The following is a 15,529-nucleotide window of genomic DNA, read 5'->3' on the forward strand; positions in this document are numbered from 1 at the left end:
AAAGAGAGCAAGTTATTGCTCTCTTTTTTTATGTAATTTATTTATTCCAAAGTTCTTTTGGTCCTTCATTAACTAACTTTGAAAATCCGCCCATCATATTATAAAGTTCTGTAAAGCCATTATCCTCTAAAATTTCACAAGCTTGCATACTTCTAGAACCTCTTCTACAGTAAACAAGTATTGGTGAATCTTCATATCCATCAAGTTCATCTATAGAGAATAGTAATCTTCCTAAAGGAATAAGTTTGGCATTTTTAATATATCCATCTTCCTTATACTCTTCTTCAGTTCTTACATCTAAAATTAGTAAATCTTTATTTTCATCTATTAATTTTATAGATTCTGTTATATCTATATCTTTATACATTAAAGTTTCCTCCTAGAAATTCTCTTTTATTTATTATAAATTTTTAAAAGTATGGTTAATATATCAATAAGTAATAATATATTTGATTATACAACATAATTCAATTATTTTAGAAAAATTTATAATATATAATAATATTTGCATTGAATTAATATTTGAATTTTATTACAATTATTAATAAGAAAACGTTTTTTTGAAAAAAAATTAAAAGGAATTTGACCAAATTGCAGAAATATACATAAATTCCTTGTATAAATGTAAAGTTATCATTATAATATTGAAGTATTAAGAAATAGATAGGTAATAAGTTAGAGTATAGGAGTTGAGTTAGATGGCTGCTTCAATTAAAGACGTTGCTAGAGAAGCTGGAGTGTCAATAGCAACAGTTTCAAGAGTATTAAATGACATAGACGTTGTAAACGAAGAAACTAAGAAAAAAGTTTTAGAAGCTATAAAAAAACTAGGATATAGACCTAATATAGTGGCAAGAAGTTTAAAAACACATAGAACAAGAACTGTAGGTATATTAGTACCTGATATATCAAACCAAATATATCCTGAAATAGTTAGAGGTGCTGAGGACGTAGCTAACATATATAAATATAATGTAATGTTATGTAATTCAGACTTAGATTTAGAAAAAGAAAAAGAATACTTAAGAGTTCTTAAGGAAAAAATGGTTGATGGTGTTCTTTACATGAGTTCATCACTAGGAGAAGAAACTTTAAATTTAATAAATGAATTAGATTTAAAAACAGTTTTAGTTGAAAATGATGAGCAAAATGGTAAGTTCCCAAGTGTAACTATAGATAATGAAAAAGCTACATATGAAGCTACTAATCATTTAATTGATAAAGGTATGAAAAACATAGCTTTCATAGGTGTAGAAGGTGATTTAAATAATGCTTGGGGTAAAAGATACAAAGGATACCAAGCTGCATTAAAAGATGCTGGAATAGAAATGAAAGAAGAATTAACTTACTTTAAAAACTTAAAAGTTAAGACTGGATATGATGCTATTTTAGCAATGCTTGAAAATGGTCAAAAAATAGAAGGAATAATCTGTGCTTCAGATGAAATAGCTATGGGTGCTATAAACGCTTTAAGAGATAAAGGAATAAAGGTTCCTGAAGAAGTTAGCGTTATAGGATTTAACGACATAGATTTAGCACATGTATTCTATCCAAAATTAACTACTGTATCACAACCAATGTATGATATGGGATCAATAGCTATGAGAATGTTAATTAAAATAATAAATAATAAACCTTTAGATCAAGATCATTTTGTATTAGATCATGATTTAATAGAGAGAGATAGCTGTAAGTAATTAATGCATAAAAAATGCATAATCATTAGGTAACATAAGATTAAATTATGTTACCTTTTTTTATTTATGGAAAAATTTAAATTTTAGTAAGGGAGGAGTTGGAGGTGAAAAATAAGAGAAAATTAATAATATTAGGCTTAATTCTTTTCGCCCTAATAGGTATATATATTGGAAAAAACTATATTGAGGGAATAAAGCAAATAAATTTTCAGTCAATTAATGTGGTTGAAAATTTAGAAGAAGCAAAAGAGGGCATACCAACAATAATAATGTTTAAAACAGATACTTGTCCTTATTGTGTCGAAATGCAAAAAGAGTTAAGTTATGTTTCAAAAGAAAGAGAAGGAAAATTTAATATTTACTATGCTAGATTAGAAGAGGAGAAAAATATAGATTTAGCATATAAATATGATGCTAATGTTGTTCCAACTACTGTGTTTTTAGATAAAGAAGGTAATAAATTCTATGTTCATCAAGGGCTTATGAGAAAGAATAATATAGAAACCATTTTAAATTCTTTGGGGGTTAAATAGAATATGGAATTTTTAGCTTATTTTAATAGTGTCATATCTAATAATATATTTTTAGCCATAATACTATCATTCTTTGCAGGAGTAGTAGCCTCTTTTAGTCCATGTACCCTTTCATCTATTCCATTATTAATAGGATATGTTCAAGGTAGTGAGGTTAAGGATAATAAGAAAGCTTTTAAGTGTTCACTGATATTTTCAATTGGACTTGGAATAACATTTACTGTAATAGGCTTACTTACAGCCTTAATAGGAAAAGCCTTTTTAGGTGCAGGGAAGTTTTGGTATATAATATTGGCTTTTATTATGATAGGATCAGGGCTACAAGTTCTTGATGTAATAAATTTATTTGGAGATAAAAAAGAGGCTTGTAAAATCACTAAAAGAAGAGAGGGAATTTTAGATGTCTTCTTTTTAGGAATATTAAGTGGAATATTAGCATCTCCTTGTGCAACACCTATAATGGCAGCAATAATAGCCTTTATAGCTGCTAGTGGCAACTTAGTTATAGGAATGATAATGCTTTTAATGTATTCATTAGGTCATAGTGTTTTAATAATTTTAGCTGGAACATCCTTTGGATTAGTTGAGAAAATAGCCTACTCTGAAAACGGTAAAAAGATAGGAAGAGTATTAAAAAATATATTAGGAACAATTATAATATTAGTTGGATTATACTTATTTTATCTTGGAGTATAAAAAATATGTAAACCAAATATACAGAAAGTGTTAAATTAAAATGAACTCAAGCAAAACTTATACTAATTTTGATATGATAATTATTAATATAAATTTTGATTGGAGGATTTTTATGGATCAAAATATCAATAAAAAATTATCAGTTGGACAATTTTTAAAATCTGTATTTAACATATTTATTAAAAATTTAGGCGATATAGCAATAATATCTGTGCTTTTTGCACTTCCTACTATTATAGGGAGAGGAAATGCTATATTTTCCGTAATTGGTATATTCAGCTTAGGATTCTCATCAATAGCTATAATAAAGTTAGCTAACAATTTTATTAGAGGTGAAAAGTTATCTTGGATTGAGACTATAAAATCAGCCTTTAAAAACCCTTTATTTCCTCTAGGAGTATTCCTTATACAAAACTTTGCTGTTTCTTTAGGCTCAAGCATATTTGCACCTTTAGGAATAGTAATATCAATCTTTTTTGTAATAGCTATGCAATGTTCTATATTTGAAAATATAAATGTAATAGAAAGCATAAGAAAAAGTTTTTTATTAGTAAAAAATAATTTTTTAGATATTCTTTTAAAGCAGTTTGCTTTAGTTTTTATAATTAACTTTTTTACAATGACCTTTGCAATGTTTTTAAATCAAAGTGTCCTATCAATAATAATATTTTCACTAGTTTTAAATATTATTACAGCTCTTACCTTAATAGGTGGAAATTTAATATATAAAGAAGTAACGGTTTAAGATTTTTAAAGACTATATAAGAGTCAAATTTATTTATCTATAGATAGTTAAATTTATGGAGAGAAAAAGTTTGATTTCCTATATAGTTTTTTATTTTTAAAATTTCACTGACTAAAAAATTAAAATTAATGTATAATAGAAAAGTTAGTATATATTTAAGAAATATAGATTTAAAGGAGGAGAGGCTTATGAAGGATCAAAAATTATTAGGGGAAGAATCAGAATTAAAGCTTTTGATCAAGTATTCGGTGCCAGCTATTATAGGTATGCTTGTAAATGCACTTTATAATATTGTTGATAGAATATTTATTGGACATATTCCAGGCGTTGGGCCAATGGCCATTACTGGAGTTGGTATAACTATGCCAATTATGTCTATATTACTTGGTTTTGGAATGCTTATAGGGATTGGTGCTACTGCAAACATCTCTATAAAATTTGGGCAAAATAAAAGAAAAGATGCAGAGAAAATATTAGGAAACTCTGTGGTCTTAATAACTATAATATCTTTAGTTTTAACTATTATTGGAATTGTATTTGCAAACAGTATTCTACACTTATTTGGAGCAAGTGAGGCTACAATTTTTTATGCGAAGGAATATATAAATGTAATACTTTTAGGAACTATATTTAATTTAATGTCATTCTCTTTATATAGTACAATTAGAGCAGATGGAAATCCAAAGATGTCAGCTGCAGTAATGGTACTTGGATGTATTATAAATGTAATATTAGATGCAGTATTTATATTTGTATTTAACTTAGGGATAAAAGGTGCAGCTTTAGCTACAGTAATTTCTCAAATAGTTACTACATTAATAATGCTTTATTATTATACATTAGGAGGATCAAACTTAAAATTAAAATTTGAAACTCTTAAATTAGATTGGAGATTAGTTAAGATAGTTTTAGCTATAGGTGTAGCTCCGTTTTCAATGCAGATGGCTGCAAGTGTAGTTCAGGTAATAGCTAACAATGCACTAAGAATGTATGGAGGAGACTTAGCTATAGGAGCTATGGCGGCAATTTCTTCAATAGCAATGATATTTTTAATGCCTATATTTGGTATAAACCAAGGTTCGCAGCCTATAATTGGATATAACTATGGAGCTAAGAAGTATGAAAGAGCTCAAAAAACAGTTAAGTTAGCTATGATAGCAGCGACAACAATACTTGTTTTAGGAGGAATATTAATTCAAGCATTCCCAGCCTTAGTAATAAGTATGTTTAATTCAGACCCTAAACTTTTAGAAATAGGAGTTCCAGGATTAAGAATATATTTATTTATGATGCCTATAATAGGTATATCAATAATAGGATCTAACTATTTCCAATCAATAGGTAAAGCTAAGTTAGCAACTTTTTTAAGTTTATTAAGACAGGTTATACTTTTAATTCCTTTAACATTAGTCTTACCTAAGATTGCAGGATTAGGTTTAACAGGAGTTTGGTTAGCGGGTACAGTTTCAGACTTCTTATCTACAATAATAACTGGATTATTCATAATTAAAGAGTTTAAAAAAGAAGATAGTATAGAAGATGAAAAAGCGATTTAAAAAAAGCTGAGTTTAGAAATTTCTAAACTCAGCTTTCTTTTATATAATACCTTCGTCTTTTAATAAATCTTCAAGTTTTCTTACTTTCTCTGTTAGAGTAACGAATTTTTGCTTTAAATCATCTTTACTTAAATCATCTATTTGAACTTCAAGTTCTTCTACAGTTTTTAAAACTTCATCTATATCTTGTTGAGCTAATTTTAAATTTTTTTCGTTCATATAAAAAATTCTCCTTTTAAGTAAATTCGTTCTTTGTAGTTTTATGGTAACACTACTATTCTAACTATGCAAGGCATATATTATACAGAAATTACTTATGATTTAGGAGGAGAGATGATTAATTATATATGGTTTGCAATTATAGCCTTAGGATTGATTTTTAGCATAATGACAGGCCAGGGAGAGTTGATTACAACTGGCTTAACAGAATCTTCTGAAGGTGCTGTGAAATTTATAATTTCCTTAGTAGGAATTATGTGTTTTTGGTGTGGAGTAATGAAGATAGCAGAAAATAGTGGGTTAACATATAAGGTTGCAAAATTATTAAATCCTATATTAAAAAAGATCTTTAAGGAGAGTTCTCATAGTGACGAGGCTATGGGAGCCATAGTTATGAACTTAACTGCTAATATGTTTGGACTATCTAATGCAGCTACTCCCCTTGGAATTAAGGCTATGAGCGAATTAAACAAGATAAATAAAGAAAAGGATGGAAGGGCATCAAATGATATGGCATTATTTTTAGTTATAAATGCAGCTTGTATTCAGTTAATTCCATCTACAGTTATATCAATTAGGGCAGCTGCTGGCTCAAGTGAACCTGCAAGTATAATAATTCCTGCTATTATATGTACTTTTACTGCCTGCTGTGTAGGAATTATATGCTGTAAAATCTTGCAGAGATACTTTTAGGAGGGATACTTTTGATTGCAAATAACATAATTCCAATAATATTTCTTTTAATAATAGTCTATGGAATGTTTAAGGGAAGAAAAGTTTATGAATGGTTTTTAGAAGGGGCAAAAGAAGGACTAATGGTATGCGTTAAAATTTTTCCTGCTTTATTAGCTATGATGATTGCCATAAGAATATTTAAAGATGCTAATTTACTTAATTATTTAAATAATCTTTTAGAGCCAATAGTTTCTCTAATAGGATTACCAAAGGATATTGTTCCACTAGTACTAATTAAACCTCTATCTGGAAGTGGAGCCTTAGGAGTATATACAGAATTAATAAATACCTTAGGACCAGATACAAGGGAAGGATTAATTTCTTCTGTAATAATGGGAGGAACAGAAACAATATTTTACACCATAACTGTTTACTTTGGGGCTGTTGGAATAAAGAAAATAAGACATACATTTTGGGCGGCTTTAATGGCTGATATAACTGCTATTATAATGGCGGTATTAGTAGTAAGTATGTTTTTTGGACTTTAAATGAATAAAATAATAAAAAAATAGCAACATAATATTAAGGAAAAAAGAAGCACAAAAGATAATTTAATTTAAATATGAAAGTACCTCAGAAATAATCCAAAATATTACAGAAATCGTTTAACTAAAATGTAAATATTTAAAGTTGATAAAAAAATCACAAAATAGTTAAAAAAATAACGAATTTTTGTCGATAAAATGTAAGAAATGTAAAAAAAAGTCTGGATTTTGATTTTGAAAGATGGTATTATAATCTCGTAAGGTTGGTAAAAAACTTTACAGAGCAGTTAAATCGCTTAAAAACAAAAAAAGATATGAAAAAAAGTTCTTAAATGGAATTTTATTAAAGTTAAAAACTTAACTAAATGCTTTTAATTAATTTTTACATATATTATGAAAATAAGAAACTAATCTATAATGAGGTGGGTATCATGAAAGTAACAAATGTAGATGAATTAATGCTTAGATTAGAGAAAGTTAGAGCAGCTCAAAAAGAGTTCTCAAAATTCTCTCAAGAGCAAGTAGATGAAATATTTAGACAAGCAGCAGTAGCAGCTAATAATGAAAGAATCAGATTAGCAAAAATGGCTGTTGAAGAATCAGGAATGGGTATAGTTGAAGATAAAGTTATAAAAAACCATTTTGCTGCAGAATACATATACAATAAATATAAAGATGAAAAAACTTGTGGGGTTATAGAAAAAGATGAATCATTTGGTATCACTAAAATAGCTGAGCCAATAGGAGTTGTAGCAGCAATCGTTCCTACTACAAACCCAACATCAACAGCTATATTCAAAGCTTTAATATCATTAAAGACTAGAAACGCTGTATTCTTTTCACCACATCCAAGAGCTAAAAACTCAACAATAGAGGCAGCTAGAGTTGTTTTAGAAGCAGCTGTTAAAGCAGGAGCTCCAAAAGATATAATCGGATGGATAGATGAGCCATCAGTTGAAATGTCACAAGTATTAATGGCAGAAGCTGATATCATACTAGCTACTGGTGGTCCAGGAATGGTTAAAGCAGCTTACTCATCAGGAAAACCAGCTATCGGGGTTGGAGCAGGTAATACACCAGCAATCATAGATGAAACAGCTCACTTAAAAATGGCAGTAAACTCAATATTATTATCAAAAACTTTCGATAACGGAGTTATATGTGCATCAGAGCAAACAGTATTAGTTGTTGATAAAGTTTATGATGAAGTAAGAAAAGAGTTCGCTGATAGAGGAGCTTACTTCTTAAAAGATAAAGAAATAGATAAAGTAAGAAAAACAATTTTAATAAATGGTAACTTAAATGCTAACATAGTTGGTCAATCAGCATGGAAAATAGCTGACATGGCAGGTGTTAAGGTTCCAAAGGATACTAAAGTTTTAATTGGTGAAGTTGAGTCAGTTGAATTAGAAGAACCATTCTCACATGAAAAATTATCACCAGTATTAGGAATGTACAGAGTAGCTAACTTCGAAGAAGCTTTAGTTAAAGCTGAAAGATTAGTTGAACTTGGTGGATTCGGACATACTTCAGTTTTATACACTGATACAATGAAATCACAAGATAGAGTTCAAAAATTCGGTGCAACTATGAAAACTGGTAGAACAATAATAAACATGCCATCAACTCAAGGAGCTATTGGAGATATATATAACTTCAAGCTAGCACCATCATTAACATTAGGTTGTGGATCATGGGGTGGAAACTCAGTTTCAGAAAACGTTGGTCCTAAACACTTAATGAATGTTAAGAGTGTAGCTGAGAGGAGAGAAAATATGCTTTGGTTCAGAGTTCCAGAAAAAGTTTACTTCAAATATGGTGCTTTAGGAGTTGCTCTTAGAGAATTAAAAGATTTAAACAAGAAAAAAGTATTTATAGTAACAGACAACGTATTAGCTAGTCTAGGATATGTTGATAAAATAACAAGTGTTTTAGAAGAAATAGGTGTAGATTTCAGAGTATTCTCAGAAGTTACTCCAGACCCAACTTTAGCATGTGCTAAAAAAGGTGCTGAAGCAATGAGAAGCTATCAACCAGATGCAATCATAGCTCTTGGTGGAGGTTCACCAATGGACGCAGCTAAGATTATGTGGGTAATGTATGAGCATCCAGAAGTTGCTTTTGAAGATTTAGCAATGAGATTCATGGATATAAGAAAGAGAGTTTACCCATTCCCAACTATGGGTCAAAAAGCTATGATGATTTCAGTTCCAACATCAGCTGGTACTGGTTCAGAAGTAACACCATTCGCAGTTATAACTGATGAAGAATCAGGAGTAAAATATCCATTAGCAGATTATGAATTAACTCCAGATATGGCTATCATAGATGCTGAGCTTATGATGAACATGCCAAAAGGATTAACAGCTGCATCAGGTATAGACGCATTAACTCATGCTTTAGAAGCTTACGTTTCAGTTTTAGCATCAGAGTACACTAATGGATTAGCTTTAGAAGCTATAAGATTAATATTTAAATACTTACCACAAGCTTACGCTGAAGGTACTACAAACATAAAAGCAAGAGAAAAAATGGCTCATGCTTCAACAATGGCTGGTATGGCATTCGCTAACGCATTCTTAGGAGTATGTCACTCAATGGCACACAAATTAGGATCAGAACACCATATAGCACACGGAGTTGCTAACGGAATCTTAATAGACCATGTAATAAGATTCAACGCTGTTGACAACCCAAGAAAACAAGCTGCATTCCCACAATACAAATATCCAAATGCTAAATGGAGATATGCAGTAATCGCTGACTACTTAGGATTAGGTGGAAAGAACGAAGAAGAAAAAGTTAATAACTTAATCAAGGCTATAGATAACCTTAAGAAAACAGTTGGAATCCCTGCAACAATAGCTGATTGTGGAGTTTCAAAAGAATCATTCTACGCTACATTAGAAAAAATGAGTGAAGATGCATTCGATGACCAATGTACTGGTGCTAACCCAAGATACCCATTAATAAGTGAAATCAAGCAAATGTACATCAATGCTTTCGAAGGTAAAAAAGACAGAGTTTAATAGCTTTGAAATAAGATAATAATAAATACTCACTAGATAATCTAGTGAGTATTTTTTTCTATAAAAATATGTAAAGATGTACTATTTGTTAAGATTTTAAATCTTATATATGGTAAAATTTAATAAATAGGAATTGGAGGGATTAAGATGAAAAGTTTAGTTTTTACTAAAAACAGAGAGAATTTATTAAAGAAACTAGAAGACAATTCATTATTAGTTTTATTTGCAGGAGAGGCTAAAAGAAAAACAGCAGATGAATATTTTCCATTTACTCCAAACAGAAACTTTTATTATTTAACAGGAGTAGATGAAGAAAAGCATATACTAATGATAAAGAAAATAAATGGTGTGGTTGATGAAGTCCTTTATATACTAAAGCCAAATTTAGAGCAAGAAAGATGGACTGGAAAAACTATAAGAGATTATGAGGCTAAAGAAGTATCTGGCATAGAAAATATAAAATATTTAGAAGAATTTAAAAGTGATTTAAATATGATTTTTACTAATGGAATTGCAGAAAATCTTTATTTAGATTTAGAAAGAGTTTCATTTGATGAAGAAATGAGTAAAAGTCAAAGTTTTGCAAAGGAAATTAAGGAGAGATATCCTCAAGTAGTTATAAAAGATGTTTATTCTGATATAGCTTCTTTAAGACAAATTAAATGTAAAGAAGAAGTAGAAGAAATAAAGAAGGCTGCTCACATAACAGCTAAGGGTGTAGAACTTTTAATGAAAGAATGTAAGCCTGGAATGAAAGAATATGAATTAGAAGCATATTTTGACTTTTATTTAAAACAAAATGGAGTTAAAGATTATGCTTTTAAAACTATAGCAGCTGCTGGAGTAAATGCTGCTACTTTACACTATGTTGATAATAATAGTGAAATAAAAGATGGAGACTTAATTCTTTTTGATTTAGGTGCTCAAGTAAATTATTATAATGGAGATATTTCAAGAACATTCCCTGCTAATGGTAAGTTTACTAAGAGACAAAAAGAGGTTTATGAAGAAGTTTTAAAAGTAAATGAAGAGATAATAAACGCTATTAGACCAGGGGTTGGATTCTATGAAATAAATGACAAAGCAAATAATCTTTTAGCTGAAGCTTGTGTAAGATTAGGTCTTATAGAAGACAAAAAGGATTATAGAAAGTATTATTTCCACTCAATAGGACATAGTTTAGGTCTTGACACTCATGATGTTGGTAAGAGAGATATCATTCTTGAAGAAGGTATGGTTTATACTGTAGAGCCAGGATTATATATTGAAGAAGAAGCTATAGGAATAAGAATAGAGGATGATGTTTTAGTTACTAAAGATGGCTGTGAAGTTCTAACAAAAGAATGCATCAAGTCTGTAGAAGATATAGAAAAGTTCATGAGTAATAGATAATTTTATAATTAACATTATTTTAAGAATAATAAGCTTTAAATTTGAAGAAATTAAGAGTAAAATGTAATAAAAATTAAAGAGCAAACTATGGTTTAGGAGATGATTTTATGATAAATGAATTAAAAAAAGCTGTCTTAGCTGGAATTGGAACTGCAGCTACTGCTTATGAAAAAACAGATTCTTTTATACAAGATATGGTTGCTAAGGGGAAAATAACTGTTGAAGATGGTAAAGTTTTATCTGAAGAATTAAAAAGAGATATGCAAGAAAAAACTACTGAAGCAACTAGCGAAATAATAACTAAGTTAGACAACATGAATCCTTTAACAAAAGAAGATTTTAGAGTTATGTTTGAGGAAGCTAATAAATCTACTTTAGAAGAAATAAATAAATTAAAAGAAAGAATAGCCGTATTAGAAGCTAAATTAAATGAAGAAGAAATTTAGGCTATAAAATAATAGAACTCTACAAGGGAAATGAAGAGTAGAATTTATAGCTATGTAAATAGCTAGTATGATTAAGCTTTTCAGTGCCTTGTAGAGTTTTTATAGTTTATTATTTTATTATCTTATAGGAGGTGAATTTATGAGTAAGGGACAGAGTGCAAAAAGGTTGAAAGAAATAATTAGGGTATTTACTTATTATGGTTTTGACTTTTTAATTTCATCAAAGTTGCCTAATAGTAAAAAGGCTGAGCCAAGGCCTCAAGCACTTAGAGAGGCTTTAGAAGAATTAGGGGCAACCTTTGTTAAAATTGGACAAATATTGAGTACAAGACCAGATTTACTTCCTAAAGCTTATATTGAAGAGTTGGAAAAGTTACAGGATAATAATGAAATAACAGACTTTCATAAGGTAAAGGAAATATTTTATGAATCTTTTGGGACAGATATAAATACATATTTCTTAGAGTTTAGTGAAACTCCATTAGCGTCAGCATCAATTGCACAGGTTCATAGAGCTAAATTAATAGATGGAAGGGATGTAGTAGTTAAGGTTCAGCATTATAAAATAGATGAAAAAATGAAGCTTGATTTAAGCATATTAAGAAGACTTAGCAAATTAACATCTAATCATATAACGAATACCTTAGTTAATCCAGTTGAAGCTTTTAAGGAAATTGAAGATGCTACCTTAAAGGAACTTGATTTCGAAAAGGAAGCAAAGAATACTAAAAGGTTTAGAGAGCTTAATAAAAATGTAGCCTGTGTTGGTGCACCTATAATTATTGATAAGCTTACTTCTAAGAAAATCCTTACCATGGAATATATAGATGGTTATAAAGTAACAGATTTTAATATTTTAAAAGAAGAAGGATATGATTTTGAAGATATTGCAAACAAATTAGCAAACTCATTTTTTAAACAGGTATTAGAAGATGGATTTTTTCATGGTGATCCCCATCCAGGAAATTTATTTATAAGAGAAGGCAAAATATACTTTATAGATTTTGGCTTAGTTGGAACTTTAGAAGCCAATTTAAGAAATTGGCTTAATAAGGCCATGATTGCTATGGTTTTAGGGGATATTGATACCTTAGTTGATTTTGTAAATGCCATAGGCATAAAAAAAGGAAAAGTTGAATATTCAATATTATATGATGATTTAAAAAATATAGTCTCAAAATATATAAATGCATCTTTAAAGACAATAAAGATATCAGATTTATTTAAAGAAATCTTTGAGATTGCAGAACGAAATAATATTCAATTTCCAAGAGAATTAGTTGCTTTAGTAAGATCCATAGTTATATTAGAAGGGGTTATAGCTAAAATAGATCCAGATTTAGAAATTATGGAATGTATTTATCCTTATGTAAAGGAAAGAAATAAAGAGGAAATGTTAAAAAGTTTAAACAAGGATAAACTTATAACTGAAGCCTATAAGTTTGCCTCTAAGAGCATAGAAATTCCTACTAAATTTTCAGAGCTTGTGGATAGCTTAACTAAGGGAAGAGCTAAGTTGCAATTTGAAATGAAGGGCTTAGATAAGCCACTTACAGATTTAAATAGAATGGTAAATAGAGTAGCATTCTCTTTAATAGTTGGATGTATGATTATAGGTTCTTCATTAATAGTTAATGCTAAAACTGGACCTACTTTTCAAGGGGTTCCTATTTTAGGATTAATAGGGTTTATAGTATCAGGAATTTTTGGTTTGTGGTTATTGATTTCCATAATAAAATCAGGCTTTTTTTAATAAATGGTTAATAAAGTAATTAAATACTTGAAAGAAACATAGTTATATTGTATAAATGTATACAATATAATAATTAAAAGTGAATAATTTAAAAAGAGGTAGAGGCGCGAGAATCAAGATTACTAAAATGGAGTTAAGTAGCGTAGAAGTTTTAGGAAAGGGATTATCGCCGAAGTTTTTGGCTAATACTTTAAGGCTAAATGCTGGGGTTGTATAGAATATATACAACACTGTCACAAAATGTGGAGAGCTATCATCTTAGGGAATTAAATAAATAAAAGTTTATTTGCAAAAGTGATTTTATTAAGTATTAAGACCTTAGGTTGATCAAGCCTAAGGTCTTTTTTGCAGAAATTTTATAATAAGAGAAAATAAGGGAACACCTCTGTAAATTAATTCACTGCATATTTAAGGGGGAATTTATAATGGGAAATAAAACTAGATTTAAAGTTTTTCTAACGGTTTTTGCAATGACAATGTTATGCTCAACCTTAGTCTTTGCTGCTGAAGATGCTGCGGCGGTAAACTCAGCTAAGTTTGGAATGTGGACAGTGCTGCCACCATTAGTTTCAATTGTATTAGCTTTTTTAACTAAGAATGTTGTAGTTTCTTTATTCATAGGAACAATTACAGGATGTATAATGCTTCAATTAAATGGATTTAATATAATTACAGCTTTAACTCAAGGATTTATTGATTTTACTTATAGAGCTTTAAATTCCTTAGCTGATCCTTGGAATGCAGGGATAATTCTTCAGGTTTTAGTTATTGGAGGAGTGATTCATTTAGTAGCTAAAATGGGAGGAGCAAAGGCAATAGCTGAGGCTTTAGCAAGAAAGGCTAAGACTGTTAAGAGTGCACAACTTACAACTTGGCTTTTAGGGTTAGCAGTTTTCTTTGATGATTATGCTAATTCATTAATTGTAGGACCAATAATGAGACCAGTTACAGATAAATTAGGAGTTTCAAGGGAAAAATTAGCCTTTGTTATAGATGCAACGGCAGCTCCAATTGCAGGGTTAGCAATAATATCAACTTGGATAGGCTTAGAGGTTGGATTAATTGGAGATGCCTTAAAAAGTGTAGGAATACAAGCAGATGGTTTTGGAGTATTTTTAGAAACAATACCATATAGATTTTATAATATATTAATTTTAGCTTTTGTTGTTATATCAGCAATAACTTTAAGAGAATTTGGACCAATGCTTAAAGCTGAGAGAAGAGCTAGAAGAGGAGAAGTTTTATCTACTACAGAAATTTCATCTGATAGTGAAGATTTAGAACCTATAGAAGGAATTAAATTAAGTGTTTGGAATGCAATAATTCCAATTGGAGTTTTAATAGTATCATCTTTAATAGGATTTTATTATAGTGGATGGGTAACTATAATGGGTGGAGAAGATTTAGCAATAATAGAGCTTATGAACAATACACCTTTTAGTTTTGCTGGAATACAAGCAGCATTCTCAAATGCAGATGCTTCAGTAGTTTTATTCCAATCAGCTTTATTAGCAACTATAGTAGCTCTTATATTAGGAGTAGGTAGAAAAATATTTACTATTTCAGAAGGAATAGGAATTTGGATTGAAGGAATGAAAGGACTTTTAATAACAGGAGTAATTCTTATATTAGCTTGGTCTTTAAGTTCTGTAATTAAAGAATTAGGAACTGCTTCTTATTTAGTAGGAGTATTATCAGATGCAATACCAGCATTTTTATTACCAGCAATAATATTTATTTTAGGTTCAATAATAGCCTTTGCTACAGGTACAGCTTATGGAACAATGGGAATATTAATGCCACTTGCAATTCCATTAGCCTTTGCAATAAATCCAGAATGGAATTTTGTTATAGTAAGCACATCAGCAGTATTAACAGGTGCTATCTTTGGAGATCATTGTTCACCTATTTCTGATACCACAATACTTTCCTCAACAGGTGCAGGATGCGATCATATAGAACATGTTAGAACTCAAATATGGTATGCAGTATTTGTAGGAATAGTAACTGTATTATTTGGATATATTCCAGCTGGTTTAGGATTAAGTATTTTCATAGTACTACCTTTATCCTTAGTAGCTTTATTCATATTAACAATGATATTTGGTAAAAAAGTAGATGACAAAGTAGTTAGCAATTAAAAAGGACATGTACCAAAATAACTTTTTATAAAACTTACAAACAGTATGAAGAGGAAATTTAGTAATTCTCGGAATATGTTTGTAAGTTTTATTATTATATTT

Annotated in this window: 14 protein-coding genes and 1 riboswitch; of the genes, 12 read left to right on the top strand and 2 right to left on the bottom strand. The window is 29.5% G+C overall.

The genetic code is table 11. From position 1 onward, the window contains the following. Window positions 1-37 precede the first annotated feature (37 nt). The gene (locus I6G60_RS02295) at window positions 38-367 is read right to left on the bottom strand and encodes a rhodanese-like domain-containing protein (RefSeq protein WP_003462958.1); all 330 of its coding nucleotides are present in this window, start codon (window positions 365-367) and stop codon (window positions 38-40) included. 331 nt (window positions 368-698) lie between these two features. Here I6G60_RS02295 and I6G60_RS02300 point away from each other — a divergent pair, with 331 nt between their 5' ends. From I6G60_RS02300 to I6G60_RS02320, 5 genes are all read left to right on the top strand, one after another. Next, entirely contained in the window at window positions 699-1,697 is a 999-nt protein-coding gene (locus I6G60_RS02300; RefSeq protein ID WP_003450596.1) for a LacI family DNA-binding transcriptional regulator, read from the top strand. A 104-nt stretch (window positions 1,698-1,801) separates the two neighbouring features. Continuing rightward, a complete protein-coding gene (locus tag I6G60_RS02305; protein WP_003473610.1) occupies window positions 1,802-2,230 on the top strand; it encodes a thioredoxin family protein in 429 nt (142 codons plus the stop codon). 3 nt (window positions 2,231-2,233) lie between these two features. Next, entirely contained in the window at window positions 2,234-2,926 is a 693-nt protein-coding gene (locus I6G60_RS02310) for a cytochrome c biogenesis CcdA family protein (RefSeq protein ID WP_057258203.1), read from the top strand. Window positions 2,927-3,038: 112 nt separating this feature from the next. After that, window positions 3,039-3,671, top strand: coding sequence for a hypothetical protein (locus I6G60_RS02315; protein WP_025648445.1), 633 nt, complete (start codon window positions 3,039-3,041; stop codon window positions 3,669-3,671). 188 nt (window positions 3,672-3,859) lie between these two features. Beyond that, window positions 3,860-5,227, top strand: a complete 1,368-nt coding sequence (locus I6G60_RS02320) for an MATE family efflux transporter (RefSeq protein WP_003472484.1) — start codon at window positions 3,860-3,862, stop codon at window positions 5,225-5,227. Window positions 5,228-5,266: 39 nt separating this feature from the next. On the opposite strand, the gene I6G60_RS02325 is transcribed toward I6G60_RS02320, so the two are convergent. Next, entirely contained in the window at window positions 5,267-5,446 is a 180-nt protein-coding gene (locus I6G60_RS02325) for a hypothetical protein (RefSeq protein ID WP_003450573.1), read from the bottom strand. A 114-nt stretch (window positions 5,447-5,560) separates the two neighbouring features. On the opposite strand from I6G60_RS02325, the gene I6G60_RS02330 reads away from it, so the two are divergent. The 7 genes from I6G60_RS02330 (at window position 5,561) to I6G60_RS02360 (ending at window position 15,427) form a co-directional block, all read left to right on the top strand. After that, window positions 5,561-6,139 (top strand): nucleoside recognition domain-containing protein, encoded by a 579-nt coding sequence (locus I6G60_RS02330; protein ID WP_003456692.1) that lies wholly within the window; start codon window positions 5,561-5,563, stop codon window positions 6,137-6,139. A gap of 11 nt (window positions 6,140-6,150) precedes the next feature. Next, window positions 6,151-6,669, top strand: coding sequence for a spore maturation protein (locus I6G60_RS02335; RefSeq protein WP_003479331.1), 519 nt, complete (start codon window positions 6,151-6,153; stop codon window positions 6,667-6,669). A 428-nt stretch (window positions 6,670-7,097) separates the two neighbouring features. Beyond that, window positions 7,098-9,695 carry a bifunctional acetaldehyde-CoA/alcohol dehydrogenase gene (adhE, locus tag I6G60_RS02340; protein WP_003450602.1) on the top strand — a complete coding sequence of 866 codons (2,598 nt, stop codon included), beginning with the start codon at window positions 7,098-7,100 and terminating at the stop codon, window positions 9,693-9,695. A gap of 147 nt (window positions 9,696-9,842) precedes the next feature. Then, a complete protein-coding gene (locus I6G60_RS02345; protein ID WP_003456838.1) occupies window positions 9,843-11,087 on the top strand; it encodes an aminopeptidase P family protein in 1,245 nt (414 codons plus the stop codon). Between the two features lie 107 nt (window positions 11,088-11,194). Then, the gene (locus tag I6G60_RS02350) at window positions 11,195-11,533 is read left to right on the top strand and encodes a phasin family protein (RefSeq protein ID WP_003456770.1); all 339 of its coding nucleotides are present in this window, start codon (window positions 11,195-11,197) and stop codon (window positions 11,531-11,533) included. A gap of 139 nt (window positions 11,534-11,672) precedes the next feature. Continuing rightward, a complete protein-coding gene (locus I6G60_RS02355; protein WP_003463008.1) occupies window positions 11,673-13,286 on the top strand; it encodes an ABC1 kinase family protein in 1,614 nt (537 codons plus the stop codon). A 91-nt stretch (window positions 13,287-13,377) separates the two neighbouring features. Beyond that, window positions 13,378-13,547: riboswitch (Lysine riboswitch) on the top strand. A 164-nt stretch (window positions 13,548-13,711) separates the two neighbouring features. Continuing rightward, entirely contained in the window at window positions 13,712-15,427 is a 1,716-nt protein-coding gene (locus I6G60_RS02360) for a Na+/H+ antiporter NhaC family protein (protein ID WP_003456822.1), read from the top strand. The last annotated feature ends 102 nt before the right edge of the window (window positions 15,428-15,529 follow it).

Source organism: Clostridium perfringens, from assembly GCF_016027375.1.
Lineage (GTDB): Bacteria > Bacillota > Clostridia > Clostridiales > Clostridiaceae > Sarcina > Sarcina perfringens.